The organism is Pseudomonas sp. JC1203 (assembly GCF_056175065.1).
The window spans coordinates 155,565-182,289 of sequence record NZ_JBWCAM010000016.1 but is presented as its reverse complement, the minus strand read 5'-3'; the positions used below and the strand labels follow the sequence as shown (position 1 = coordinate 182,289).

General features: G+C 62.0%; 25 protein-coding genes. 13 read left to right on the top strand and 12 right to left on the bottom strand.

Annotated features, from left to right (window positions below; all coding sequences use genetic code 11):
• Positions 1-146: 146 nt before the first annotated feature.
• From cyoE to hmpA, 7 genes are all read right to left on the bottom strand, one after another.
• On the bottom strand, positions 147-1,034 hold the full coding sequence (gene cyoE, locus AC0SZ7_RS22965; protein WP_158154427.1) for a heme o synthase: 888 nt from the start codon (positions 1,032-1,034) through the stop codon (positions 147-149).
• 10 nt (positions 1,035-1,044) lie between these two features.
• Positions 1,045-1,374 carry a cytochrome o ubiquinol oxidase subunit IV gene (cyoD, locus tag AC0SZ7_RS22960; protein ID WP_455922289.1) on the bottom strand — a complete coding sequence of 110 codons (330 nt, stop codon included), beginning with the start codon at positions 1,372-1,374 and terminating at the stop codon, positions 1,045-1,047.
• Complete coding sequence (cyoC, locus tag AC0SZ7_RS22955; RefSeq protein WP_475506507.1) at positions 1,374-2,003, bottom strand: cytochrome o ubiquinol oxidase subunit III; 630 nt, start codon at positions 2,001-2,003, stop codon at positions 1,374-1,376. The genes cyoD and cyoC overlap by 1 nt, the downstream gene beginning before the upstream one ends.
• Positions 2,004-2,006: 3 nt before the next feature.
• Complete coding sequence (cyoB, locus tag AC0SZ7_RS22950) at positions 2,007-4,028, bottom strand: cytochrome o ubiquinol oxidase subunit I (RefSeq protein WP_475506506.1); 2,022 nt, start codon at positions 4,026-4,028, stop codon at positions 2,007-2,009.
• A 3-nt stretch (positions 4,029-4,031) separates the two neighbouring features.
• A complete protein-coding gene (cyoA, locus tag AC0SZ7_RS22945; RefSeq protein ID WP_475506505.1) occupies positions 4,032-4,985 on the bottom strand; it encodes a ubiquinol oxidase subunit II in 954 nt (317 codons plus the stop codon).
• Positions 4,986-5,573: 588 nt separating this feature from the next.
• The gene (locus tag AC0SZ7_RS22940) at positions 5,574-6,080 is read right to left on the bottom strand and encodes a disulfide bond formation protein B (protein WP_475506504.1); all 507 of its coding nucleotides are present in this window, start codon (positions 6,078-6,080) and stop codon (positions 5,574-5,576) included.
• A gap of 248 nt (positions 6,081-6,328) precedes the next feature.
• The gene (gene hmpA / locus AC0SZ7_RS22935; protein ID WP_475506503.1) at positions 6,329-7,498 is read right to left on the bottom strand and encodes an NO-inducible flavohemoprotein; all 1,170 of its coding nucleotides are present in this window, start codon (positions 7,496-7,498) and stop codon (positions 6,329-6,331) included.
• A 153-nt stretch (positions 7,499-7,651) separates the two neighbouring features.
• Between hmpA and norR the strand changes: the two genes are divergently transcribed.
• The 4 genes from norR to AC0SZ7_RS22915 all read left to right on the top strand — a co-directional run bounded on the left by norR (position 7,652) and on the right by AC0SZ7_RS22915 (position 11,121).
• Positions 7,652-9,193, top strand: a complete 1,542-nt coding sequence (gene norR / locus AC0SZ7_RS22930; protein WP_475506502.1) for a nitric oxide reductase transcriptional regulator NorR — start codon at positions 7,652-7,654, stop codon at positions 9,191-9,193.
• A gap of 154 nt (positions 9,194-9,347) precedes the next feature.
• Entirely contained in the window at positions 9,348-10,247 is a 900-nt protein-coding gene (locus AC0SZ7_RS22925; RefSeq protein ID WP_475506501.1) for a chemotaxis protein, read from the top strand.
• A 6-nt stretch (positions 10,248-10,253) separates the two neighbouring features.
• Positions 10,254-10,718, top strand: a complete 465-nt coding sequence (locus tag AC0SZ7_RS22920) for a GNAT family N-acetyltransferase (RefSeq protein ID WP_475506500.1) — start codon at positions 10,254-10,256, stop codon at positions 10,716-10,718.
• Positions 10,719-10,797: 79 nt separating this feature from the next.
• Positions 10,798-11,121: a hypothetical protein gene (locus tag AC0SZ7_RS22915; RefSeq protein ID WP_475506499.1), complete on the top strand. Its 324-nt coding sequence runs from the start codon at positions 10,798-10,800 to the stop codon at positions 11,119-11,121.
• 3 nt (positions 11,122-11,124) lie between these two features.
• Here the strand turns inward: AC0SZ7_RS22915 and AC0SZ7_RS22910 are convergent, their stop codons facing one another.
• The gene (locus AC0SZ7_RS22910; protein WP_475506498.1) at positions 11,125-11,415 is read right to left on the bottom strand and encodes a hypothetical protein; all 291 of its coding nucleotides are present in this window, start codon (positions 11,413-11,415) and stop codon (positions 11,125-11,127) included.
• Between the two features lie 238 nt (positions 11,416-11,653).
• Here AC0SZ7_RS22910 and AC0SZ7_RS22905 point away from each other — a divergent pair, with 238 nt between their 5' ends.
• The 7 genes from AC0SZ7_RS22905 (at position 11,654) to AC0SZ7_RS22875 (ending at position 21,600) form a co-directional block, all read left to right on the top strand.
• Entirely contained in the window at positions 11,654-12,817 is a 1,164-nt protein-coding gene (locus AC0SZ7_RS22905) for an efflux RND transporter periplasmic adaptor subunit (protein WP_475506497.1), read from the top strand.
• Positions 12,814-15,915, top strand: a complete 3,102-nt coding sequence (locus AC0SZ7_RS22900; protein ID WP_475506496.1) for a multidrug efflux RND transporter permease subunit — start codon at positions 12,814-12,816, stop codon at positions 15,913-15,915. The genes AC0SZ7_RS22905 and AC0SZ7_RS22900 overlap by 4 nt, the downstream gene beginning before the upstream one ends.
• A gap of 9 nt (positions 15,916-15,924) precedes the next feature.
• Positions 15,925-16,602, top strand: a complete 678-nt coding sequence (locus AC0SZ7_RS22895) for a heavy metal response regulator transcription factor (protein WP_475506495.1) — start codon at positions 15,925-15,927, stop codon at positions 16,600-16,602.
• Positions 16,592-17,956, top strand: a complete 1,365-nt coding sequence (locus AC0SZ7_RS22890; protein ID WP_475506494.1) for a heavy metal sensor histidine kinase — start codon at positions 16,592-16,594, stop codon at positions 17,954-17,956. The genes AC0SZ7_RS22895 and AC0SZ7_RS22890 overlap by 11 nt, the downstream gene beginning before the upstream one ends.
• A 123-nt stretch (positions 17,957-18,079) precedes the next feature.
• Positions 18,080-18,301 (top strand): hypothetical protein, encoded by a 222-nt coding sequence (locus AC0SZ7_RS22885; protein WP_475506493.1) that lies wholly within the window; start codon positions 18,080-18,082, stop codon positions 18,299-18,301.
• 205 nt (positions 18,302-18,506) lie between these two features.
• Positions 18,507-19,853, top strand: a complete 1,347-nt coding sequence (locus AC0SZ7_RS22880) for an OprD family porin (protein WP_475506492.1) — start codon at positions 18,507-18,509, stop codon at positions 19,851-19,853.
• 241 nt (positions 19,854-20,094) lie between these two features.
• Positions 20,095-21,600, top strand: a complete 1,506-nt coding sequence (locus tag AC0SZ7_RS22875; RefSeq protein WP_475506491.1) for a sensor domain-containing diguanylate cyclase — start codon at positions 20,095-20,097, stop codon at positions 21,598-21,600.
• Between the two features lie 105 nt (positions 21,601-21,705).
• Here AC0SZ7_RS22875 and AC0SZ7_RS22870 read toward each other — a convergent pair whose 3' ends face one another.
• Positions 21,706-22,161 carry a PA2169 family four-helix-bundle protein gene (locus tag AC0SZ7_RS22870; RefSeq protein ID WP_455922273.1) on the bottom strand — a complete coding sequence of 152 codons (456 nt, stop codon included), beginning with the start codon at positions 22,159-22,161 and terminating at the stop codon, positions 21,706-21,708.
• A 204-nt stretch (positions 22,162-22,365) separates the two neighbouring features.
• Between AC0SZ7_RS22870 and AC0SZ7_RS22865 the strand changes: the two genes are divergently transcribed.
• Positions 22,366-22,602 carry a DUF3820 family protein gene (locus AC0SZ7_RS22865; RefSeq protein ID WP_475506490.1) on the top strand — a complete coding sequence of 79 codons (237 nt, stop codon included), beginning with the start codon at positions 22,366-22,368 and terminating at the stop codon, positions 22,600-22,602.
• 89 nt (positions 22,603-22,691) lie between these two features.
• Here AC0SZ7_RS22865 and AC0SZ7_RS22860 read toward each other — a convergent pair whose 3' ends face one another.
• From AC0SZ7_RS22860 to zwf, 3 genes are read right to left on the bottom strand one after another with little or no spacing between them, the layout of a single operon-like run.
• Entirely contained in the window at positions 22,692-23,369 is a 678-nt protein-coding gene (locus AC0SZ7_RS22860; RefSeq protein WP_416422676.1) for a bifunctional 4-hydroxy-2-oxoglutarate aldolase/2-dehydro-3-deoxy-phosphogluconate aldolase, read from the bottom strand.
• 17 nt (positions 23,370-23,386) lie between these two features.
• Positions 23,387-24,100, bottom strand: coding sequence for a 6-phosphogluconolactonase (gene pgl / locus AC0SZ7_RS22855; RefSeq protein WP_475506489.1), 714 nt, complete (start codon positions 24,098-24,100; stop codon positions 23,387-23,389).
• Positions 24,087-25,556, bottom strand: a complete 1,470-nt coding sequence (gene zwf, locus AC0SZ7_RS22850) for a glucose-6-phosphate dehydrogenase (RefSeq protein WP_475506488.1) — start codon at positions 25,554-25,556, stop codon at positions 24,087-24,089. The genes pgl and zwf overlap by 14 nt, the downstream gene beginning before the upstream one ends.
• 213 nt (positions 25,557-25,769) lie before the next feature.
• Between zwf and AC0SZ7_RS22845 the strand changes: the two genes are divergently transcribed.
• Entirely contained in the window at positions 25,770-26,621 is an 852-nt protein-coding gene (locus tag AC0SZ7_RS22845; RefSeq protein WP_475506528.1) for a MurR/RpiR family transcriptional regulator, read from the top strand.
• Positions 26,622-26,725: the final 104 nt, after the last annotated feature.

Here is a 26,725-nt window from a genome sequence, read left to right as displayed (position 1 = left end):
AGCAGCTGCCGAAGGCTGCGTCACGGCGCCATGACGCGGCCTGCCGGCCGCTGCTACAACCGTTCCAGAATGCAAAAACGCCCCGGACCTTTCGGTGCGGGGCGTTTTCGGTGTAGCAGGACAGCGATCGAATCGCCTTCCTACACTCAGTGAGCGTAGGTCAGCAGCAGCTCCGTCGGCGCCTTGAAGTCCAGGGACATCATCACGCTCAGGGCCGTGATGGTGAAGATGGAGAACACGAACAGCTTGCGTGCCCACACCTTGTCATCAACTGCCTTGTAGCCGGTCCAGGCCATGTACAACCAGTACATGCCCATCGCTGCCGCCACTGCCAGGTAGCTCATGCCTGCGTAACCACCAAGGGTCAGCATGAGGGTGGCCAGCAGGAACGCCAGGATGTAGAGCAGGATGTGTTTCTTGGCTACAACGATGCCACGCTTGACTGGCAGCACCGGAATCGATGCGGCCAGGTAGTCGTTGAAGCGGAAGATCGCGATGGCATAGGAATGCGGCATCTGCCAGAGGCTGAACATCACCAGCAGGGTCAACGCAGCCATGTCGAAGTGACCGCTGACGGCCACGTACCCGATGACGGGCGGCATGGCTCCGGAGAGGCTGCCGACCAGGGTACCGTGTACCGATTTGCGCTTCAGGTACAGGCTGTAGAAACCCACGTAGATGATGAAGCCGATCAGGCCGCCCAAGGCCGCCAGCGGGTTGGCCATCTTGTACAGCATGGCCAGGCCCGCCACACCCAACAGGGTGGCGTAGGCCAGGGCGACCTTCAACGAGATCAGGCCCTGGACCAGCGCGCGGTTCTTGGTGCGTTCCATCTTCACGTCGATGTCGCGGTCAATGCAGTTGTTGAATGCACAACCCGACGCCACCACCAGTGAAGTACCAATCACCGTGGCCAGGAAAAGGGCGAAATCTACATGCCCTTGCGAGGCCAGGAAAAAGCCGCCTGCCACAGAAAGCACGTTACCGAAAATGATCCCCGGTTTGGTGATTTGGATAAAGTGCTTAACGGACATGCAGTTTTCCTCAGTGCGCCATCATGATGGTATGGATGCTGAACATGATCCACAGCGCCAGACCAACCAGAAGCGCGATGACGATGCCGGCGAACACGAAGGCGATCACGTTGTTGCGCTGTGCTTCGCTACGGTCCAGGTGCAGGAAGTACACCAGGTGCACCAGCACCTGGATCACGGCGAACGCCAGGACCAGCACCAGGGTGGCGGACTTGGAGAACGTCGGGTACATCACCAGACCGAATGGAATCGCGGTCAGGATGATCGACAGTACGAAACCGATCATGTACGACTTGAAGCTGCCGTGGCTGCCAGTGTCGTGGGAATGAGCGTTAGCCATTACAGAGTCCCCATCAAGTAGACAACGGTGAACACGCAGATCCAGACCACGTCCAGGAAGTGCCAGAACAGGCTCAGGCAGCTCAGACGAGTGTTGTTGGTCGGGGTCAGGCCGTGTTTCGAGACCTGGTACATCATCACCGCCATCCACAGCAGACCGCTGGTAACGTGCGCGCCGTGAGTACCGACCAGGGTGAAGAAGCCCGACAGGAAGCCGCTGCGCGACGGGCCGAAGCCCTCGGCGATCAGCTTGTGGAACTCGTTCACTTCCATGCCGATGAAGCCCAGGCCGAACAGGAAGGTGATGAACAGCCAGCCCAGCACGCCGCCCTTGTTACCCTTGTGCAGCGACAGCATCGCGAAGCCGTAGGTAATCGAGCTGAGCAGCAGGCAGGCGGTTTCGCCCAGTACGTACGGCAGTTCGAAGATGTCGTGACCCGACGGCCCACCGGCAACGTTGCCCGACAGTACGGCGTAGGCAGCGAAGATCGATGCGAACAGAATGCAGTCCGTCATCAGGTAGATCCAGAAACCAAATACGGTCATCGGACCCGCATCGTGGTGTTCGTGGTCGTCGTGCCCATGGTCGTGACCATGGGCAGTTCCAGCGTTCAATACTATGTTCGACATTGTTTAAGCCTGTTCAAGCGCGTTGACTGGGGTCTTGGAGACACCGGCCACGTTTGCTTTCGCCAAGGTTTGTTGACGTTCGCCTTCGATGCGAGCCACTTCTGCTGCAGGGACCATGTAGCCTTGATCATCACGCGCGGCGTGGATGATGAAGTAGATCACTGCACCGGCCAGGCCAACGGCGGCCAGCCAGAAGATGTGCCAGATCATGGCGAAACCGAACACAGTCAGGAAGGCGCTGATAACCAGGCCGCTGGCGGTGTTGTTAGGCATGTGGATATCCGAGTACTTGGCCGGAACCGAGTAGGCGGTACCATTGCGCTTGGCAGCGGTGAATGCGTCGATGTCGTTTACAACCGGCAGGGTAGCGAAGTTGTAGAACGGAGGTGGCGACGAAGTCTGCCATTCCAGGGTGTGGCCGTTCCATGGGTCGCCGGTCACGTCGCGGTTTTTCTCGCGGTCGCGGATCGAAACGAAGATCTGGATCAGCTGGCACAGGATACCGAACAGGATCAGTACCGCACCGCCCATGGCCACGTACAGGTACGGGGTCCAGTCAGGGTTGTCGGTGTGGTTCAGGCGACGGGTCATGCCCATGAAGCCCAGGGCGTACAGCGGCATGAATGCAACGTAGAAGCCCGAGATCCAGAACCAGAAGGAGCGCTTGCCCCACTTCTCGTCCAGGGTGAAACCGAACGCTTTCGGGAACCAGAAGCCGAAGCCTGCGATGTAACCGAATACAGCACCACCGATGATCACGTTGTGGAAGTGAGCCACGACGAACAGGCTGTTGTGCAGAACGAAGTCAGCACCAGGAATGGCCAGCAGTACGCCGGTCATGCCGCCGATCGAGAAGGTGATCATGAAGCCCAGGGTCCACATTACCGGCGCGGTGAAGCGCAGGCGGCCCTGGTAGATGGTGAACAGCCAGTTGAACAGCTTCACACCCGTCGGGATTGCAATAAGCATCGTTGCCAACCCGAAGAAGGAGTTGACGCTGGCGCCCGAACCCATGGTGAAGAAGTGGTGCAGCCAAACCATGAAGCCCAGTACCGCGATGCAGCCCGATGCCAGAATCATCGACACGTGGCCGAACAGACGCTTGCCGGAGAACGTGGAGATAACTTCCGAGAACACGCCGAAGGCCGGCAGGATCAGGATGTACACCTCGGGGTGACCCCATGCCCAGAACAGGTTCACGTACATCATCGGGTTACCACCCAACTCGTTCGTGAAGATGTGGAAGTCCAGGTAACGGTCGAGGGTCAGCAGTGCCATGGTAGCGGCCAGGATCGGGAACGAAGCCACGATCAGGACGTTAGCCCAGGTGCAGGTCCAGGTGAAGATAGGCATGTCCATCAGTTTCATGCCAGGGGTGCGCATTTTCAGCACGGTCACCAGGAAGTTCACACCGGTCAGGGTCGTACCGATACCCGACAGCTGCAGTGCCCAGATGTAGTAGTCCACACCCACGCCCGGGCTGTAGCCCAGTTCCGACAGCGGTGGATAGGCAACCCAACCGGTACGTGCGAATTCACCGACGCCCAGCGACAGGTTGATCAGTACCACACCGGATACCAGCAGCCAGAAGCTCAGGGAGTTCAGGAACGGGAACGCAACGTCACGGGCACCGATCTGCAGGGGCAGAGCCAGGTTCATCAGGCCGGTGAAGAAAGGCATCGCCATGAAGATGATCATGATCACACCGTGGGCGGTGAAGATCTGGTCATAGTGTTCAGGCGGCAGGTAGCCTTCGCCGCCGTTGGCGGCCAGCGCCAACTGCGAACGCATCATGATGGCGTCGGCAAAACCACGAATCAGCATGACCATGGCAACGACGACGTACATCACGCCGATTTTCTTGTGGTCAACCGAAGTCAGCCATTCGGTCCACAGGTAGGACCATTTCTTGAAGTAAGTGATCGCCCCGACCAACGCAATGCCGCCTAGCGCGATGACGGCAAGCGTCACCATGACTATCGGCACATGGAAGGGGATCGCTTCCAAAGTTAATTTACCAAACATCGTTTACTCCTCTGCCCCAGCAGCTGAATGCGAACCCATGTCCATACCTTCCATACCTTCCATACCTTCCATGCCGGCGACTTCTTTGCCTTCATGCGCGACGTGACCTGGGTTCATGCCTTCATACTTGTTGATGATGGTCTGGAACAGGTTTGGCGCGTATGCGGAGTAGAGCGCGACAGGATTTTTCTCGCTTGGTTTGGCCAGGGCAGCGTACTCAGCCGAATCAAGCTGTTTAGGTGAATTCTTGACTTCGCTGACCCATGCATCGAAATCCGCCTGGGTGGTGGCGAGTGCCTTGAACTTCATGCCGGTGAAACCTTCGCCGCTGTAGTTGGCGGAGATACCATCGAATTCGTGTGGCTGACTGGCCAGCAGGTGCAGCTGGGTAGTCATGCCGGCCATCGAGTAGATCTGGCCGCCCAGGCCCGGGATGAAGAAGGAGTTCATCACCGAATCAGATGTAATGCGGAAGTTGACCGGAGTGTTGGCCGGGAACACGACCTTGTTCACAGTGGCGATACCCTGGTCCGGGTAGATGAACAGCCACTTCCAGTCCAGCGACACCACCTGGATGGTGATTGGCTTGACGTCGGACTCGATCGGGCGATACGGGTCGAGAGCGTGGGTGGACTTGTAGGTGATCACGCCAAGCACGATCAGCAGGCACAGGGGAACACCCCAGATGACCGCTTCGATCTTGTTGGAGTGGCTCCAGTCCGGCGTGTACTTGGCCGAGGTGTTGGTAGCGCGGTATTTCCACGCGAACACGACGGTCATGACGATCACGGGGATCACTACCAGCAGCATCAGCAGGGTAGCGATAATGATCAGGTTTCTCTCGTCGAGACCGATCGGCCCTTTCGGGTCAAGCAGGGTCCACTTGCATCCACCGAGAAAAAGCATGCCGAAAAAGGGCAATATGCCAAACAGTCTGGGGTAACGCTTTTTGCTCATCTCACGACCTCTAAGCAGCTTGCATCAGTGCAATTGTGTTTTGATCGCCAACACTTCGTCCTGCCAAGCGTCAGCATTTATCGAGTTGGATACGGGCATGCCTAGAGATCAGCTGCTGCTGTTTGGCAGACCTGTGTGGTACGGTAATTTCTTATTGTGCCTTTGCAGGCTAAGTGTCGGTTAGTCGGCAATAGCCTGTCTGCAGACCAAATCCATTTGGGTGCGGAAACACAAGGTGGGCTCTCAACCCCGCGCCTGACGTGGCTTGGAGCACCTGTGGGAAGCAATTTCTGCGTCCTTTCCAGCGTCTCGCAAAGCCTGGCCCAGCGGATTTTGCGGGGATTGTAGATACCTCAGGTTTCATTGACTATGGCTTATTTAGCAACAATAAGTTTCTGCTAGTGTAACAATGAACCTCACTTTCAAGGGATTGCGACACGATGTCGCACCCCCTGCCGCACCCTCGAAAGCCCGCATTTGCTAGGGATAAAGCCCTTACAAAAGGTCTGTGCTTATCCGTCACGCCTCGATTCGCCGGCCAGATCGGCACGATTAATGATTTGTAACTTGACCTCGGCGAACCCGGATTCAGCCTTTTTTGCGGTTGCGGTAGATGCCCAGCGGCACCAGGACGAACGTCAGCGCGAAGGCTACCAGAGCCCACTGTGCCAGCGACAGCCCCAACACGGGTGGATAAGGCGTGGTGCAGAAGCCGCTGACCTGGAACACCATGGGCAGGGCGTCGGCCAGGGGCAGGCCGTCGACGAAGGGCTGCAGCACATCGACGCCGCAGCTTGAGGAAGGGTTGGCCAGCACGTAGACGTGATTGCCGGCCGCTACCATGCCGCCGATGGCGCTGAGCACTACCAGCCCCTCGAATACCGTGAGGCTGCGCTTGCCGGGCATGGCGGCACCGATGAAGGCGAACAAGGCAATGAACAGCAGCGCGTAGCGTTGCAGGATGCACAGCGGGCATGGCGCCTCTTGCAGCACCACCTGCATGTACAGCGCACCGCCGATCAGCGCCAGGCAGATGATGCCCAGCAAGACTAGGAAACGCTTCTCGCGGTTCAGCTGCGATTTCACATCACTCATTGCTTGTCCCTTCATAGGTATGGGTAGGCTGTCGTGCCGTTTCGCCCGCCAGTCTACACGCTCACCAAGACCTTGAAAAAACAGGAAGGTTCCGAAACTGGCGCGGGACCACAGAGTAAACCGCAGCGAAATTAACCCTGCGTTAACCCCCTCCCCCAACGCACCCCCTCCTCGCGTAGCAGCGGCCAAAGGCCGCGTCCCAGGCACCAAACGGGCCCTGAAGCGGCCTTGCGCCGCTGCAACGAGGTTCAGATCTCGGCAGCCGGCCCGAAGAACTCGTAGTGCGCCTGCCCTTCCGGCACACCCAGCGCCTTGAGGTTACCCTTCACCGCCTTCAGGAACCCCTTGGGCCCCAGGAAGTAGGCGTCGAGGTCACGCTCGGCGGGTAACCAGCGGTTCAACAGCGCCTGGTCCAGCAGCCCCACGGCATCTGCAGCTCCACCCGCCTCGGCGTAGCAATAGAAGCGCTTGAGTTGCGGGTGGCGCGCCGCCAGGTTGTCCACCCAGTCGCGGAAACCATGCACCGCGGCGTTGCGCGCGCAATGGATGAAGTAGATAGGCCGCTGGCTGGGCAACGCTGCCTCCAGCATCGCCAGGGTCGGAGTGATGCCCACGCCCCCACTGATCAACACCAGCGGCTTGCTGCCGGCGTGCAGCACGAACTCGCCGGCTGGCGGGAACAACTGCACCTGGTCGCCCACCTGCAGGTGTTCATGCAGGAAGTTGGAGACCTTGCCGCCCTCCTCGCGCTTGACGCTGATGCGGTACTGGCCCAGCTTCGCCAGGGCCGACAGGGAGTAGTTGCGGCGGTGCTCCTCGCCATCGATCAGCAGCTTGATGCCGATGTACTGGCCGGCGCTGAAATCGAGAATGGCCTGGCCGTCCACGGGCTCGAAGTAGAAAGACACAATTTCGCTGCTCTCCTGCACCCGCGCCGCCAGCTTGAAGTCGCGGCCACCACGCCAGCCGCCCGGGGCATCGGCCTTCTGCTGGTATACCTCGGCCTCGGCAGCAATCAGGATGTCGGCCAATTGCTGGTAGGCATTGCCCCAGGCCGCGAGCACTGGCGGGGTGGCGATGTCGCTGCCCAGCACTTCCTCGATGGCGCGCAGCAGGCAGGCGCCGACGATAGGGTAATGCTCGGCCTGGATCTGCAACGCCACGTGCTTGTTGATGATGCGCGCCAGCAGACCGCCCAGTTGGTCAAGCTGGTCGATATGGCGCGCATACATCAGCACGCCGTTGGCCAGGGCGCGGGGCTGGTCGCCACTGGCCTGGTTGGCCTGGTTGAACAGCGGGCGCACACTGGGGTTTTCTTCCAGCAAGGTGCGGTAGAAATGAGTGATGAGCGCTTCGCCCCCGCTTTCCAGCAGCGGGACGGTGGATTTGACGATAGCGCGATCCTGGGCACTGAGCATGGGGTGACTCCTTGAACCGTAAGTTGAAGAGGTTGCCCAAGGTATTTCACGCTTCGTGCCAACTATTTTTTAGTTATTTATCAATCACTTAAGATATAGACAAGTCAAAATGACCAAACTGATTTAAAGTCATAATGACTACCTGAGGTCATTATGACTGCAAAACCGCTGCTCACCGCCTTGCTGCCCCTGGTCTCCGACCTGTCCCGCGACCTGCCTGAACGTGAGCGCTACCGCCGCCTGCTGCAGAGCCTGCGCACCCTGCTGCCGTGCGACGCCACCGCCCTGCTGCGCCTTGACGGCGAATGGCTGGTGCCCTTGGCCGTGGACGGTTTGAGCACCGACACCCTGGGCCGGCGCTTCAAGGTCAGCGAACACCCGCGCTTCGAAATCCTGCTGGGCAACCCCGGGCCCACCCGCTTCGACAGCGATACCAGCCTGCCCGACCCGTACGACGGGCTGGTGGACGGCCTGCACGAAGACCTGCACGTACACGATTGCCTGGGCTGCCCGCTGTTCGTCGACGAGCGCCCCTGGGGCCTGCTGACCCTCGACGCACTGGACCCGCAGCGCTTCGACAGCCTCGACCTGGACGCCCTCGAGGCGTTCGCCAGCATGGCTGCAGCCACGGTCACCGTGGCCGAACGCATGGAGCAACTGGCCATTCGCGCCGAAGATGAACACCAGCGCGCCGAGGTGTACCGGCAGGCCAGCGGCCAGCACCCCCAGGAAATGATCGGCCAGAGCCCGGCGCTGCTGCGGCTTACCGACGAAATACGCCTGGTGGGCGGCAGCGACCTGACGGTGCTGATCACCGGCGAGACCGGGGTGGGCAAGGAGTTGGTGGCCCAGGCCATTCACCAGGCATCGCCGCGCGCCAGGCAGCCGTTGATCAGCCTCAACTGCGCGGCGCTGCCCGACACCCTGGTGGAAAGCGAACTGTTCGGTCATGTGCGCGGCGCTTTTACCGGCGCCACCAGCGAGCGCCGCGGCAAGTTCGAGCTCGCCAACGGCGGCACGCTGTTCCTCGACGAGGTGGGCGAACTGTCCCTGAGCGTGCAGGCCAAACTGCTTCGGGTGCTGCAAAGCGGCCAGCTGCAGCGCCTGGGCTCGGACCGCGACCACCAGGTGGACGTACGCCTGATCGCCGCCACCAACCGTGACCTCGCCGAAGAAGTGCGCGAGGGCCGCTACCGCGCCGACTTCTACCACCGCCTCAGCGTCTACCCGTTGCAGGTGCCGGCACTGCGCGAACGTGGCCACGACATTCTGCTGCTCAGTGGTTATTTCCTTGAACAAAACCGCTCGCGCCTCGGCCTGGCCAGCCTGCGCCTGAGCGCCGACGCCCAGGCCGCCCTGCTGACCTACGCCTGGCCTGGCAACGTGCGCGAACTGGAGCACTTGATCGGCCGGGCCGCGTTGAAGGCCCTGGGCCAACAGGGCAAGCGCCCGGACATTCTCACGCTGACAGCCGTGGACCTCGACCTGCGCGCAGTGTCGGCCACCGAGCCGACCGCCCCTGTGCCTGCCTTGGCGCCTGATATCGACCTGCGCCAGGCCACCGACCTGTTCCAGCGCCAGCAGATCCAGGCCTGCCTGGCGCGCCACCAGCAGAACTGGGCGGCCGCCGCCCGCGAACTGGGCCTGGACCGCGCCAACCTGTCCCGCCTGGCCCGCCGCCTGGGCTTGAAATAACCCTCGCGCGCCCCGTAGCAGCGGCCGCCAGGCCGCGTCATGCCCACCCCACACGCCCAACATGACAAACAACCGCCCACCGGCCTAAAGCCTGCCCCGCAAAGGTCGATAAACCTGGCATCGAATTGAAACCGGTCTGACAGAGAAGGTCACCATGTCGTCCAAGAATGCCCGCGCAGATTCACTCTCGCTCCTGCTGTTTACTTTGCGCAGCGGCAAGTTGATGGCGATCAACCTGTTGAAAGTCAGTGAAATCATTCCTTGCCCACCGCTGACCCGCCTGCCCGAGTCGCACCCGCACGTGAAAGGCGTGGCCACCTTGCGCGGCACCTCGTTGTCGGTCATCGACCTGAGCCGCGCCATCGGCGAAATGCCGTTGCTGGACCCTAGTGGCGGCTGCCTGATTGTCACTGACATCAGCCGCTCCAAGCAGGGCCTGCACGTGCAGGGCGTGAGCAAGATCATCCACTGCCTGACCACCGACATTCGCCCGCCGCCCTATGGCGCCGGGGTCAAGTCGTTCATCACCGGCGTCACCCAGGTGGACGGCGCGCTGGTGCAGGTGCTCGACATCGAGAAGGTCATCCACGGCATCGCCCCGGCGCCCATCGAGGCCAGCCACGAGCAACTCAGCGAAGACGACGCGCAACTGCTGGCCCAGGCCAACATCCTGGTGGTGGATGACAGCCAGGTGGCCCTGCAGCAATCGCTGCTGACCTTGCGCAACCTGGGCATCGACTGCCACACCGCGCGCAGCGCCCGCGAAGCCATCGACCGGCTGCTGGAGCTGCAAGGCACCGCCGAGCAGATCAACGTGTTGGTGTCGGACATCGAAATGTCGGAAATGGACGGCTACGCTTTGACCCGTACCCTGCGCGAAACCCCCGACTTCAAGGACCTCTATGTGCTGCTGCACACCTCGCTGGACAGCAAGATGAACAGCGACAAGGCCCAGGCAGCCGGCGCCAACGCCGTGCTGACCAAATTCTCGTCGCCCGAGCTGACCCAATGCCTGATCCGCGCCGCCCGCGCGGTGGCCGGCCTGCCGCACTGAGCCGCCGTGGCCGAGTGCATCCTGATGCGCAAGGCCCTGGGCATCGCCGAGGCCACCGTGCACTGGCCGCCTGGCCTGCAACTGCGGCCCTGGGAGCCTGCGGCAGCGGGGGCGGTGCACGCCCTGCTGGCCAGCGTGCAACAACTGGAACCTGCCAGCACCCCCCAGGCCTGGCTCGAACAACTGGCCAGCGACCCTGAGTTCGACCCGCGCCTGTGCCGCCTGGCCTATGGCCCCCACGGGCTGGCGGGGTTCGCCATGGGCTGGACCAGCAGTTTCATCCGCCACCTGGCCGTGCAACCCGCCGCGCGCCGGCAAGGCCTGGGCCTGGCGTTGCTCAACGAGCTGTTCAATGCCTACCGCCGTCGTGACGAAGGTTTCGTCGACCTCACCCTGCTGGCCAACAACGCCGATGCCCTGCGTTTATATGCGCGCGCGGGCATGCACGAGGTTCGTCGCTATAGTCAGTAGCACCATCCGGTAACAATGCCGGCCGCCAGCCGGGCTTGGCCCTGGGGCATAATTCGCGCTTTCGCCAGTGAGGCCACCGATGAACACCACTACCCTGTCCGCATTCACCCTGCTGGCCCTGTGCGCCACGGCCCAGGCTTCCAGCGACGACGCCTGGGCCGCCCACGACCAGCAAGTGATCGACACCTGCGTTGCCGCCAGCCAGCTCAAGGACAGCCAGCCCGTGGGGCGGCCAGCGGAATTCGACGACAGCGTCGGCTACAGCGCGCTGCTGTTGCAGGGCCACTATCCCCAGGCGCACATGAAGAACCGCATGGGCCGTGAGCTGTGCCTGTTCGATAAAAAACAGCAACGTGCCCAGGTCAGCGAATGGGACTCCATCATCAGCGTGCGCAAGCCCTGAGCTTCACAACCACACGAACCGGTAAACCAGGTCCAACCACGGCTGCAGCCCATCGCGCTTGCCCAGCAGCGCCAGGCACAACACGTTGACCAGCAGGCTGGCGAACATCGACGCCTTGAACCACGGGTTGTTCTGCACCAGGGCTACCACGCAAACGGCAAGCCCCCCCAGGGTCGCCAGCCAGGCCTTGCTGCCCGGCGCGACGGGCACATGGTGCAGCACCACCAGCAGCAAAGGCATCAGCAGCAGGAGCGCGACGGGCTTCAACCATTTACCCGCGTTTCGGTGATTCAAGGGCAACCTCTGCCGGCAGCGAAGACGTAACCAAGTGTCTCGGTATCAAAAAGTTACCGCTATTGGGCGTTTCCCTTTTACCTGTAGGAAAAAGCCGAGATTACGAGCAATGCCTGAAAACCCGCACCCGCCTTCCTGACAAAACTGACAGCGAAGCGTCATGCTCGCGACCCGATTGCCGCTATATAAAGAGAAGCACTACCCCTTTCCCTGCTCACGACCCTGGCGTCTCACCCGCATGCGCACACCCCTGACAAGAAAGCTGTTGTTGAGCCTGATCATCATTGCCCTGTTGGGTGCAGCCCTGTGGTACTGGAAAAAGCCGGCGCACAAGGTGGCGTCGGCAGCCGCCATACCGGTGCGCGTGGTGCAGGTGCAGCAGCAGGATGTGGCCAAGTACCTCACTGGCATCGGCACCGTGCAATCGCTGCAAAGCGTGACCGTACGCCCGCAGATCGACGGCATCCTCGCCAAACTGGCGGTAAAGGAAGGCCAGTGGGTGAAACAGGGTGACCTGTTGGCCAGCATCGACGACCGCGCCATTCGCGCCAGCCTCGACCAGGCGCGCGCGCAACTGGGCCAGAGCCAGGCGCAGCTGCAGGTGGCCGGGGTCAACCTCAAGCGCTACAAGGACCTGAGCACCGACAACGGCGTCTCGCGCCAGACCCTGGACCAGCAGCAGGCGCTGGTGGACCAGCTGAAAGCCACCATAGAAGGTAACCAGGCCAGCATCGCCGCCGCCCAGGTGCAGCTGTCCTACACGCAGATTCGCTCGCCTGTCACCGGCCGCGTGGGTATTCGGACCGTGGACGAAGGCAACTTCCTGCGCGTGACCGACACTCAGGGCCTGTTCACCGTGACCCAGATCGACCCCATCGCCGTGGAATTCGCCCTGCCGCAGCAAAGCCTGCCCACCCTGCAGGCGCTGGTGCACGGCAACCAGCCGGCGCAGGTAAAAGCCTTCGTCGATGGCGACAGCGACAACGGCACCCTGCTGGGCACCGGCCATCTGAGCCTGATCGACAACCAGGTGTCGGCCACCACCGGTACCATCCGCGCCAAGGCGCAGTTCGACAACCAGGGCCAGACCCTGTGGCCTGGCCAGTTGGTGAACGTCAGCCTGCAAAGCGAACTGCTGCGCAACGCCCTGGTGGTGCCGCCGCAGGTGGTGCAGCGCGGGGTCGACAACCACTACGTCTACAGGGTGAAAGGCGACAGCGTCGAGTCGGTTCCGGTGAAAGTCGTGTACCAGGACAGCGCACTCACGGTTGTCCAGGGCGTGGCCGCCGGCGACACCCTGGTCAGTGACGGCCAGTCGCGGCTCAAGCCGGGCAGCACTGTCGAAGTGGTCAAGCAGCGGCAACCGGCGGTTGCCGACACCCGCGTGGAGCCGCAGCCATGAGCGTGCGCGGCGGCGTTTCAGGCTGGTGCATCGACCACCCGGTGGCCACCCTGCTGCTGACTTTCGCCCTGGTGCTGCTGGGCTGCATCGCCTTCCCGCGGCTGGCCGTGGCGCCCCTGCCCGAGGCTGAATTCCCCACCATCCAGGTCAGCGCTGCGCTGCCCGGCGCCAGCCCGCAAACCATGGCCTCATCGGTGGCCACGCCGTTGGAGGTGCAGTTCAGCGCCATTCCGGGCATGACCCAAATGACCTCCACCAGCGCCCTGGGCACCAGCAACCTGATTCTGCAGTTCACTCTGGACAAGAGCATCGACACCGCTGCCCAGGAAGTGCAGGCAGCCATCAACACTGCTGCCGGCCTGCTGCCCAAGGATATGCCCACCCTGCCCACCTGGAAGAAGGTCAACCCGGCCGACAGCCCGGTGCTTATCTACAGCATCAGCTCGGCACAGATGCCCGGCACCGAATTGAGCGACTACGCCGAATCGTTGCTGGCCCGGCAAATCAGCCAGATCGAAGGCGTGGGCCTGGTGAACATCACCGGCCAGCAACGTCCAGCCATCCGCGTACAGGCCTCGGCCGACAAATTGGCCGCCATTGGCCTGACCCTGGCCGACGTGCGCGTAGCCCTGCAGAACACCAGCCTGAACCTGGCCAAGGGCGCGCTGTACAGCGATTCCAGCGTGTCGACCTTTGCCGCCAACGACCAACTGTTCGAGCCGGCCGACTATTCCCAGGTGATTATTTCCTACAAGGATGGCGCCCCTGTGCACCTGACCGACGTAGCGAAAGTCATCAACGGGTCTGAAAACGCCTACGTGCAAGCCTGGTCCGGCGACCAGCCAGGCCTGAACCTGGTGATCACCCGCCAGCCCGGCGCCAACATCGTCGACACCGTGGAACGGGTGCAGGCCGCCATGCCCGGGTTGCAGGCAATGATGCCGGCCTCGGTGAAAGTCACCACGCTGATCGACCGCACCCGCACCATCCGCGCTTCGTTGCATGAAGTGGAAACCACCCTGCTGATCGCCGTGCTGTTGGTGGTGGCGGTGATGGCGCTGTTCCTGCGCCAATGGTCGGCCACGCTGATTGTTTCCAGCGTGCTGGGGGTGTCGCTGGTGGCCAGCTTCGCGCTGATGTACGCGCTGGGCTTCAGCCTCAACAACCTCACCCTGGTGGCCATCGTGGTGGCCGTCGGCTTTGTGGTGGACGACGCCATCGTCGTGGTGGAGAACATCCACCGCCACCTGGAGGCCGGCGAAGGCATGCGCGACGCGGCGGTAAAGGGCGCGGGGGAGATCGGCTTCACCGTGGTCTCCATCAGTTTCTCGCTGGTGGCAGCCTTTATTCCGTTGCTGTTCATGGGCGGCGTGGTGGGCCGGCTGTTCAAGGAATTCGCCCTGACGGCCACCTCCACCATCCTGATCTCGGTGGTGGTATCGCTGACCCTGGCGCCTACCCTGGCAGCCATGTTCATGCGCGCGCCGGTGCACCACCCAGACGCCAAGCCCGGCTTCGGCGAGCGGCTGCTGGCCGGCTATGAGCATTACCTGCGCAAGGCCCTGGCCCACCAGCGGCTGATGCTGGGCATCTTCAGCTTGTCCGTAGGCCTGGCCATCTGCGGCTACATTTTCATTCCCAAGGGCTTCTTCCCTATCCAGGACACTGGCTTCATGCTCGGTACCACCGAGGCAGCCGCGGACGTTTCCTACCCGGACATGATCAAGAAACACCTGGAGTTGGCGAAGATCGTCGGCGCCGACCCGGCCGTGCAGGCCTATTCCCACTCGGTGGGGGTGACCGGCAGCAACCAGACCATCGCCAACGGCCGCTTCTGGATTGCCCTCAAGGACCGAGGCGACCGCGACGTGTCGGCCAGCGAGTTCATCGACCGCCTGCGCCCGCAACTGGCCAAGGTGCCGGGCATCGTGCTGTACCTGCGTGCCGGCCAGGACATCAACCTCAGTTCCGGCCCCAGCCGTGCCCAGTACCAGTACGTACTCAAGAGCAACGACGGCCCCACGCTGAACCTGTGGGCCCAGCGCCTCACGGAAAAACTGCGCTCGCTGCCCGCGTTCCGCGACCTGTCCAACGACCTGCAACTGGGCGGCAGCATCACCCACATCAGCATCGACCGCAGCGCCGCCGCGCGCTTCGGCCTCAGCGCCGCCGACGTCGACCAGGCCCTGTACGATGCCTTCGGCCAACGGCAGATCAACGAATTCCAGACCGAGACCAACCAGTACAAGGTGGTGCTGGAACTGGACGCCGCCCAACGTGGCAAGGCCGAAAGCCTGAACTTCTTCTACCTGCGCTCGCCGCTGACCAATGAAATGGTGCCGTTGTCGGCGCTGGCCCGGGTCGACCCGCCCAGCATCGGCCCGCTGTCCATTGCCCACGACGGCATGTTCCCGGCCGCCAACCTGTCGTTCAACCTGGCGCCGGGCGTGGCCCTGGGTGACGCCGTGCAAATTCTCAACCGCGCCCAGAGCGAGATCGGCATGCCGGCCTCCATCACCGGCAACTTCCAGGGCGCCGCCCAGGCGTTCCAGAGCTCGCTGGCCAGCCAGCCGTGGCTGATTCTTGCGGCGCTGGTGGCGGTTTACATCATTCTGGGCGTGCTGTACGAGAGCTTCGTGCACCCGCTGACCATCATTTCCACCCTGCCCTCGGCCGGCCTGGGCGCGCTGATCATGCTATGGCTGTGCGGGCAGGACTTTTCCATCATGGCGCTGATCGGCCTGGTGCTGCTGATCGGTATCGTCAAGAAGAATGGCATCCTCATGGTCGACTTCGCCCTGGAGGCCCAGCGCCAGGAAGGGCTGTCGCCACAGGACGCCATTTTCAAGGCCTGCCTCACGCGCTTCCGGCCCATCATCATGACCACGCTTGCGGCGCTGCTCGGCGCCCTGCCGCTGATGTTCGGCTTTGGCGCCGGCGCCGAACTGCGCCAGCCGCTGGGCATGGCCGTGGTCGGCGGCCTGCTGGTGAGCCAGGCGCTGACACTGTTCACCACGCCGGTCATATACTTGCAGCTGGAGCGGCTGTTCCATCGGCGCCAGGCAGCACCTGCCACGGCGCTGCCAGCCGGCCATTGAGAGCGGACCATGCGTATCCTGATTATCGAAGACGAAGAAAAGACGGCGGACTACCTGTACCGCGGTCTCACCGAACAAGGGTTCACCGTCGATGTAGCCCCCGATGGCATCGAGGGGCTGCACCTGGCACTGGAAAGCGACTACGCGGTGATCGTCCTTGACGTGATGCTGCCCGGGCTCGACGGTTATGGCGTGCTGCGCGCCCTGCGCGCGCGCAAGCAGACCCCGGTGATCATGCTCACCGCCCGTGAACGCGTGGAGGACCGCATTCGCGGCCTGCGCGAAGGTGCCGACGATTACCTGGGCAAGCCCTTCTCGTTCCTGGAGCTGGTGGCGCGCCTGCAGGCCCTGACCCGCCGCAGTGGCGGCCACGAACCCGTGCAGATCAGCGTCGCCGACCTGTGGATCGACCTGATCAGCCGCAAGGCCAGCCGCGCCGGCCAGCGCCTGGACTTGACCGCCAAGGAATTCTCGCTGCTCAGCGTACTGGCCCGGCGCCAGGGCGAAATCCTGTCGAAAACCGCCATTGCCGAACTGGTGTGGGACATCAACTTCGACAGCGACGCCAATGTCGTCGAAGTGGCGATCAAGCGCCTGCGCGCCAAGCTCGACGGGCCGTTCGAGGAAAAACTGCTGCACACCATCCGCGGCATGGGCTATGTGCTGGAGAGCCGGCGTGAGTACTAACTCCATCGCCGTACGCCTGAGCGCGCTGTTCACCCTGGTGGCGGTGTTGATCTTCCTGTTGATTGGCTGGGCACTGTACCGCCAGGTCGACAAAAGCCTGGGCCTGTTGCCCGAGGCCGAACTGGACGCCCGCTACAGCGTGCTGGAATCGGTGCTGACCCGCGACGGCTCGCCCGAGCGCTGGGCCAAGATCGTCGCCAAGCTGCACCTGCTGGAAGAGGAAGACCGGCGCCTGCATTTCTGGGTGGTCAGCGGCAACCCGGCGTTTGAATACGGCCACCCCGGCCAGCCAATACGCGACTTCGCCTTGGGCAAGCCGGGCAAGCGCGACCTGGTGCTGCCCGAGCACACCTACCCATTGAAGGTGCTGGTGAACGCCCTGCCCGCGGTAGACCAGCGCCCACCGCTGCGCTTCCTGGCCGGCATCGAGACCGACACCTTTTCGCAAACCCAGCACACCCTGCTGATTGCCCTGATCAGCTTCGCCGCCCTGGGCGTGCTACTGGCTTCCGGGCTGGGCTACTGGGTGGCGCGGGTGGGGCTGCGGCCGCTGGTCAGCCTGTCCCGCGAGGCGCAGAAGCTGGCGCCGCCGCGCCTGTCGGGGCGCCTGCAACTGTCGCCGCTGCCGCCCGAGCTGAACGAGTTCGTCAGCGCCTTCAATTCCTCGCTGGAACGGGTGGACCAGGCGTACGGGCGCCTGGAGGCGTTCAACGCCGACGTCGCCCATGAACTGCGCTCGCCGCTTACCAACCTCATCGGCCAGACCCAGGTGGCGCTGACCCGCGGCCGCTCGGCCGAACATTACTTCGAGGTGCTGCAGTCCAACCTCGAAGAACTGGAGCGCCTGCGCAGCATCATCAACGACATGCTGTTCCTGGCCAGCGCCGACCAGGGCAGCAAGGCCACGCAACTGACCGCCAGCTCGCTGGCCGAAGAAGTGGCTACCACCGTCGACTACCTGGAATTCATCCTTGAGGACGCACACATCAGCGTGCATGTCAGCGGCGACGCCCAGGTGCACATCGAGCGCGCGCACCTGCGCCGGGCGCTGATCAACCTGCTGAACAATGCCGTGCAGCACACCGCTGCCGGCCAGCAGATTGACGTGCGCATCACCCCCCACGGCGACCAGGTGCACATCGAGGTCAGCAACCCCGGCCCGTGCATCGCCGCCGAACACCTGCCCAAACTGTTCGAACGCTTCTACCGCGTGGACGCCTCGCGCAGCAACAGCGGCGCCAACCATGGCCTGGGCCTGGCCATCGTCAAGGCCATCGCCCTGATGCACGGCGGCAGCGTTTTCGTGCGCAGTGAACAGGGCGCCAACACCTTTGGCATAAGCCTTCCCGCCTGATTGCGCGCCACTGTTACAAGTTTTGTAAAGGCTCTTATCTTTATTTTCACTTGTTCCGTGGCGCGTCGCTTTATATATTTGTTGCACACCAACGAACTTGCAGACGCAAGAAGGTTTTCCAAAATGTCCAAATCATTGGGTATTGCCGGCGCTATTATTCTGTCTTCCTTGATGTTGTCCCCGCTGGCCATGGCGGAAGAATCGCCGGCTTTCGCGGCGCGGAACGAGGCCATTCAGGCCAACTTCGAACAGCACCAGGAGGCTTTGGCGCTCAAGGCCCAGCAACATCAAAATATTCAGCAGGCGCAGGCTGCAAAGCCTCAGAGCGACGCCAAGGACAGCTGAAATTGGAATTGAACCCCATTTCCCTCGACGTTGCTTAGATGATAGTTATCCAAGCGATTGATCTTAAAGCCGCTGCTATCAGCGGCTTTTTTTTCGTCTGATAAAAACACACAGATACTCATGATTTTACCCACAATAAAAAACTGCGCCGATGAAAATAATAACTGCCAAAGTTAAAAAACATTTACCAAGGAGTTTAGAAACTGTGAAATCCACTTTCCGCTTCAGCCCTTTGTTCGTTGCAGTGGCTGCAACGATGTCCGGTGCCGCGTTCGCAGACGACGCCCCAGCGGCCAACAACCAGGACGGCTTCATCGCCGGCTCCAGCCTGACCCTGGACCTGAAGAACTACTACTTCAACCATGATCGGCACAACGGCCAGAATGACAGCAAGGAATGGGGCCAGGGTTTCATCGGCATCTTCCAGTCGGGCTTCACTGAGGGCACCGTGGGCTTTGGTATCGACGCCAACGCCATGCTCGGCCTGAAACTGGACGGTGGTGGCGGCACCAGCGGTTCGAGCATCCTGCCCACCTCGCCGACCGACAAGGAAGGTAACCTGTACGACAAGGCTCCGGGCTCCTTCTCGTCCGCCGGCGGCGCAGTGAAAATGCGTGCATTCAATACCATCGTCCGCGCCGGTGACCTGTTCCTCAACAACCCGGTAATCGCCGGCGGCTCCACCCGCCTGCTGCCAATGACCTTCCGTGGCGTGGAAGCGACCAACACCAGCATTGACCACCTGACCATCGATGCCGGCCAGGTCAGCTTCGACAAGCTGTTCAACCAGAGCGGCAACGGCCGCATCGGCACCTACTACGGCACCCTGCCCGACGGCAAGGAAAGCAAGCACATGGACTGGGCCGGTGGCACCTACACCGGCCTGCCGGGCGTGACCACCAGCCTCTACGCCTCGCAGCTCAAGGACATCTGGAACCAGTACTACTACGACCTGGACTACACCTGGGCGCTCAATGACCTGGTCAGCCTGAACCCCGGCTTCCACTACTACCACACCGAGGACAGCGGCCAGGCGCTGCTGGGCCCGATCGACAACAACACCTTCAGCCTGCACCTGGGCGTCACCGTGGGCCACCAGACGGTCACCGCGTCGATGCAGAAGGTCAACGGCAACACGCCGTTCGACTACATCCAGGACGGCGACAGCATCTTCCTCGACAACTCGCAGCAATACTCGGACTTCAACGCCCCGGGCGAGAAATCCTGGAAACTGCAGTACGCCTATGACTTCGTCGGCTGGGGCCTGCCAGGCCTGACATCGGCGGTGTCCTACACCCGCGGCACCATGGACCTGACCAAAGCTACACAGAATGCGGATTCGGGCTACAACTACTACAACGCCGACGGTAAGGACGCCAAGCACTGGGAACGCGACGTCGATCTCAAGTACGTGGTGCAGGAAGGCCCGGCGAAAAACCTGGGCGTGCGCCTGCGCTGGGCCACCAACCGCGGCGGCGACGGCTACAAGACTGTCGACCACAACGCCGACGAATACCGTGTAATCGTCGACTACCCGATCAACATCTTCTAATCAAACGTTTGTTTGCAAAAAAGCCGGCACTTGATGCCGGCTTTTTGTTTTCCACATAACCTGCGGAAAGGCTTGAGAAACCTCGAAAATAAACTGATCGATCAGTCAAACCGTTCATCTGGCAAAGTGCCATCATTCGGTTTGGTGGGTTGTCCACTCTGATACACACCCCTAGAATACCGCCGCCTCGCGCACCCCACGCCGGTATCCGTGGCGACAATAATGATCAGAGTTCGCCACCTTGCGCCATTCCCATCCTCCCCTGCGGCCGCAGTCCCGCGCCCCCCAACGGTATCTGAATATCGGTTGCGGGCTGACCATAGTGGCAATCATTGCCATCGTCACGTTCCTGCTGGCGCGCGAGCACGCCAACGCCGAGCGCGATGCCGCACGGGCGGCCAACAACATCGTGCAACTGATCAACACCGACGTGCAGCGCAACGTCGAGCTCTATGACCTGTCGCTGAAGCGCCTTATAGAGGCTTCGCAGCATCCCGATTTTCGCCGTATTCCGGAAACCCTGCGCCAGCGCGTGCTATTCGATGCGGTAGTGGCCGGGCCTTATCGCGGCAACATCCTGTGGCTGGGCCCCCAGGGCGATATCGTTGCCGACTCGCGCGCCTACCCGCCGCGCAAGGCCAACTTCAGCGACCGCCCCAACTTCCAGTACCTGCGTGACCACCCCGATGCCGGCCTGCAGATCAGCGATCCGTTCCACGACCGCATCGGCAACCTGGGCTGGTGCATCAGCTTCGCCAGGCGCATCTCCGGCCCCGACGGCGAGTTTCTGGGCGTAGCGTCGGGTGCCTTGCGCCTGGCTTATTTCGCCGAGCTGTTCAACAGCCTGACCATCGGCCGCGACAGCAGCGTCAACCTGATCAGCGAGCAAGGGCTGTTCCTCGCCCGCGAGCCGCAAGTGCCTGGGCAGGACCTGACCGGCCAGGACTTCAGCCAGCGCCCCAACTTCAAGCGCGTGGTACGCGAGGGCAGCGGCAGCTTCGTGTCCATTTCAAGCTTCGACCACAAGGAGCGCCTGTACACCTTCGCCAAGGTGGGCCAGTTGCCCATGGTGGTGATCGTCGCCCTGTCCACCGAAGAGGTGTACGCGCCCTGGCGCCGCACCGTGATGTTCGTCGGCACCGCCACTGCGGCACTGTGCATCGCCCTTTCGTGGTTGTGCCTGATGATGGGCCGCGAACTGCGCCGCCGCCTCAGCGCCGAGCGCGAGCTGACCACCCTGGCCGCCACCGACAGCCTCACCGGCCTTGCCAACCGTCGCAGCCTGGACCGCACGTTGCGCAGCGAGTGGGCGCGCTCGCTGCGCAACGGCAAGCCCATGTCGGTGCTGATGATTGATGTCGACCACTTCAAGGCCTTCAACGAACGCCACGGCCACCCCGGCGGCGATGAAGCGCTGCGGCGCGTGGCCAAGGTCCTCAATGGTTGCGTGCGCCGCCCCGCGGACCTGGTGGCGCGCTACGGCGGTGAGGAATTCATGGTGGTGCTGGCCGAGACCGACCTGAACGGCGCGCTGATCATTGCCGAGACCTTGCGCAACGCAGTCGAAGGCCAAGCGCCGTTCGGCAATGACGAACGACCGGTGACTGTGAGCATTGGCGTGGGCACGCGGCGCACGCGGGCGGGCATGAAGCTCGAAGACCTGCTGGCTGCGGCAGACCTGGCGCTGTACCAAGCCAAGGCCAATGGCCGCAACCAGGTGGGCTTCTGCGAGAAAGTGGTCGCCTGAGGGGACGCGGCCTTGCGGCCGCTGCTACAACATTGTTGTGGGAGCTGCTGCTACAGGCGCGAAAAAACGCCGGCACAGGGCCGGCGTTTTTGGGCATGGCAGGTATCAGCTGGCGCGCGCGATATTGCGCAGTGCCTTGACCTGGTCATGGTTACGCTGCACACCATGGAACTGGCGTTCGATGATGGCGTACACATTGGCCGGCAGCGGCTTGGCCAACGCTTCCTTGTAAGCCTTGATGGCATGGTCTTCACCGCGCTCGGCTTCATTCAGCACCGCTTCCTCGTCCTTGCCGGTGAACAGCGACTTCACGTCCACCCAACGACGGTGCAGGTCGCCGGCCACACTGGTAGAGTCTTCCGGGTCACCGCCCAAGGCGATCACTTCCTGTTGCAACTCACCTGCGGCAGCGGAGCATTCCAGGGAGCGTTTGACGAACAATGCCTTCAGCTCAGGATTCTTGATATCTTCCGCGCAGGTCTTGAAACCTTCCTGGCCGTCCTTGCTGGTCTGAATCAGGTCGTTGAGTACCGAGATAACTTCTTTGGTTGGATTAGACATTTTCGATTCCCTCTGGGTTGAAAGGTTACAGAGGTATATCGCAGACTTCGTGCCAGCTTCACGATTAAAATAAATCGTTTAAAATCAATAGATTAGAAATTATCTAAAATCTCACTACACCGCGTTCTGCATGAAACATCAATTAGCCTTCATGCAGAATGCAAGTCTGTTCACCGTTGTTTTGCACCCCGGTATTTGCTACCCATGAACCCGGAAAAACTTGAATTATTGATTACCCGCGAAATGCCCTACGGCAAATACAAGGGGCGGATCATCGCCGACTTGCCCGGGCCATACTTGAACTGGTTCGCCCGTGAAGGTTTTCCCAACGGCGAGCTCGGCGGGTTGCTGGCGTTGATGCATGAGGTCGACCACAACGGCCTGAGCGACCTGTTGGAGCCACTGCGCAAGAAACACAACCGCCCTGCGCCAAGGCACTGACCGCCCCCAGACAAAATCGCAGGCAAAAAAAAGGGGCGCCGACCAAGCGCCCCCAAAAGCCGTAAAACAATCAACAGCAAGCAACAAATTCAGTCGAACAGGGCCAGCGCCTCGGCGGTGCACTCCTGGATGCGCGCCCAATCGCGGTTCTTGATCCAGGCGCTTTCCAGCATCCACGAACCACCCACGCACATTACGTTGGGCTGGGCCATGTAGTTCTTCAGGTTGGCCGGGCCGACGCCACCGGTGGGGCAGAAGCGCACCGACGGGAACGGGCCGCCGAAGGCCTTGATAGCCGCCACGCCGCCGCTGACTTCCGCCGGGAACAGCTTGAAGCGGCGGTAGCCCAGGGCGTAGCCCATCATCAGCTCCGAAGGGCTGCTGATGCCAGGCAGCAGCGGCAACGGGCTTTCAACGCCAGCTTCGAGCATGTCCTGGGTAACGCCCGGGGTCACGGTGAACTGCGAACCGGCAGCTTCGGTAGCGGCCAGCATATGGCGGTCCAGCACGGTGCCAGCGCCGACGATCAACTCGGGGCGTTCCTGGCGCAGGATCTGAATGGCCTTGAGGCCCAATTCCGAACGCAGGGTCACTTCCAGTGCAGTCAGGCCACCGGCCGCCAAGGCGTCCGCCAGCGGCAGAATGTCTTCTTCACGGGCGATGGTAATCACCGGAAGAATCTTCGCCTTGGCGGCCAGCTTGTCGATCAGGGCGACTTTGTCCGCCATGCGGTTTTGCACCAGTTGTTGTTTTTCGAGTGTCGTCATAGCGGCTGATCCTTGGCTCAGGGGCACCAGTAGATATCCAGTGGGGAGTGTAGGAACGCGCGCACCGGCATCTGGGCAACGTCGTCGCCCGCCAGCGCGTCGCGCAACGTGTTCAATTTGCCTGCCCCTTGCAGCGACAGCGCGGTGTAGCGGGCGCTGGCCAGCAGGGCGCGGGTCATGGTCAGGCGCTGGTGCGGCACGGTCGGCGCCAGCATCGGCAGGCAGCGACGGGCGCCGGCAGGTTCCAGCGCCTGGGCCAGGTTCGGGCTGTTGGGGAACAGCGAAGCGGTGTGGCCGTCGTCGCCCATGCCCAGAATCAGCACGTCGATCGGCGGCAGCTCGGCCAGCAGCGAGTCGGTGGCTTCTGCCGCCAGGTCCAGGTTCTGGGCCGGGTTGTAGAGGCTGACGAAACGCGCCTTGGCCACCGCACCTACCAGCAGGTAGCGCTTGAGCAGGCCGGCGTTGCTGTCGGCGTGCTCCACCGGTACCCAGCGTTCGTCAGCCAGGCTGACGACCACTTTCGACCAGTCCAGTGCCTGGCGCGCCAGGCACTGGAAGAACATCACCGGGCTGCGGCCACCCGAGACCACCAAGGTCGCGACACCCTGGCGCTCGATGGCGCCGCGCAGTTGTTCGGCCACATTGGCTGCCAGGCCTTCGGCCAGCAGCGCTGCGCTGGCGAAGTCACGTGGGACCACTTCGCTTGGCAGTTTGAGTTCAGATATCGCCATACCAGGACCTCCCATCGCGGGTAATCAGTGCGATGGAGCTCATCGGCCCCCAGGAGCCCGCCGCGTACGGCTTGGGCGCATCACCGGACTTCTTCCAGCCGGCGATCAACTGGTCGCACCACTTCCACGCATATTCGATTTCATCTTTACGGACAAACAGGTTCTGATTGCCCTGCATCACCTCCAGCAACAACCGCTCGTAGGCATCAGGGATGCGCGCGCTGCGGTAGGTGTCGGAGAAGTTCAGTTGCAACGGGCCGCTGCGCAGTTGCATGCCTTTGTCCAGGCCCTGCTCCTTGGTCATCACGCGCAAGGAAATACCTTCGTCCGGCTGCAGGCGGATGATCAGCTTGTTGCTGATCTGCAGGCGCTGCTCGGGGGCGAAGATGTAGTGCTGCGGTTCCTTGAAGTGGATGACGATCTGCGACAGCTTCTGCGGCATGCGCTTGCCGGTACGCAGGTAGAACGGCACGCCGGCCCAGCGCCAGTTGCGAATATCGGCACGCAGGGCGACGAACGTTTCGGTGTCGCTCTGGGTGTTGGAGTTTTCTTCTTCCAGGTAGCCCGGCACGGGCTTGCCCTGGCTGTAGCCTGCGATGTACTGGCCACGCACCACTTGGGTGGTGAGGCCTTCGGCGCTGATCGGCGCCAGCGCCTTCAGCACTTTAACCTTCTCGTCACGGATGCTGTCGGCCGACAGGTCGGCGGGCGGGTCCATGGCAATCAGGCACAGCAGCTGCAGCAGGTGGTTCTGGATCATGTCGCGCAACTGGCCGGCCTGGTCGAAATAGCCCCAACGGCCTTCGATGCCGACTTCTTCAGCCACGGTGATTTCCACGTGGGAAATGTAGTTCTGGTTCCACTGGGTTTCGAACAGGCTGTTGGCGAAACGCAGGGCAATCAGGTTCTGTACCGTTTCCTTGCCCAGGTAGTGGTCGATGCGGTAGATGCGGTTCTCGGGGAAGAACTGCGCCACGGCATCGTTCACCCGGCGCGACGACGCCAGGTCGTGGCCAATGGGCTTTTCCAGCACCGCGCGGGCACGGTCGGCCAGGCCTACCTTGTGCAGGTTCTCGCAAATGGCGCCATACACGGCCGCGGGGGTGGCGAAGTAGGCGATCAGCTGTTCGCTGGCGCCTACCTGTTCGGCGAGGTTGACGTAGTCAGCCTCGTTCATGAAATCGACATGCACGTAGGTCACCCGGGCCAGGAAGCGGCTCAGGGTTTCTTCCTCGATCTGCGCCTTGGCAACGAAAAGACGCAGGTGTTCCTCGATATTGGCCAGGTGCTGCTGTGGCGTGCCGGCCTCGCGGGCCAGCGCCAGGATGCGTGTGTCAGCGTGCAGCAACTGGGCTCGATCAAGCTGGTAGAGCGCCGGGAACAGCTTGCGCAATGCCAGGTCGCCCAAGGCGCCAAACAAGGCAAAAGTGCACGGTTCTACGGAAGTCGAAGGCATGATGTTTGTTCTTTTATCAAGTTAGACTAGAAATACCTTTTTTCAAGGCACCATTCAAGGGAAAATGTAGTAATAAACACAACATTTTCCCGGTAGATCAGATTCGAGTGGTGATCGCACCAAGCCCTCAGTACGATAGGCCACCCGTGAATACAGCCGCGCCAGACAGCTGTACTGGCTGCATCCTCGACCCAAGGACATAACATGGACCGCGTGCGCAATCTCCTGGAGCAGATCCAGGGCCGCCTCGAAGAGCTGAACAAGGCTGAACGCAAAGTCGCCGAAGTCATCCTGCTCAACCCCCAGCAAGCCACCCGCTTCAGCATTGCCGCACTGGCCCAGGCCGCCTCGGTCAGCGAACCGACGGTCAACCGGTTCTGCCGTTCATTCGGCGTCAGCGGCTACCCCGAGCTGAAACTGCAATTGGCCCAGAGCCTTGCCAGCGGCGCCGCCTATGTCAGCCGCGCGGTGGAAGCCGACGATGATCCGGCCGCCTACACGCAGAAGATTTTTGGCAGTGCCATTGCATCATTGGACAGCGCCTGTCAGCAACTGGATCCGCAGTTGATCAGCCGCGCCGTGGACATGTTGATCCAGGCCCGGCAGATCCATTTCTTCGGCCTGGGCGCCTCGGCGCCGGTGGCGCTGGACGCCCAGCACAAGTTTTTCCGTTTCAACCTGGCCGTGTCGGCGCACGCCGATGTGCTGATGCAGCGAATGCTGGCGTCGGTGGCGCACACCGGTGAATTGTTCGTGATCATTTCCTACACCGGCCGTACCCGCGAGCTGGTGGAGGTGGCCCGCGTGGCGCGGGAAAACGGCGCCTCGGTGCTGGGCCTTACCGCCAAGGACTCGCCGTTGGCCAAGGCCTGCAGCATGAGCCTGAACATTCCCTTGCCCGAGGATACCGACATCTATATGCCGATGACCTCGCGGATCATTCAGTTAACCGTACTCGATGTACTGGCCACCGGCATGACCCTTCGTCGCGGCGCAGACTTCCAGCCGCACCTGCGCAAGATCAAGGAAAGCCTGAACGCCAGCCGCTACCCCATGGATGAGTAACCTGGTGTGGGAGCTGGCTTGCCAGCGAGCTGTTGAGGCCCTAAAAGCTCGCTGGCAAGCCAGCTCCCACAAGACAGCTGCTACGTCAGTTGAGCAGGCGCGCC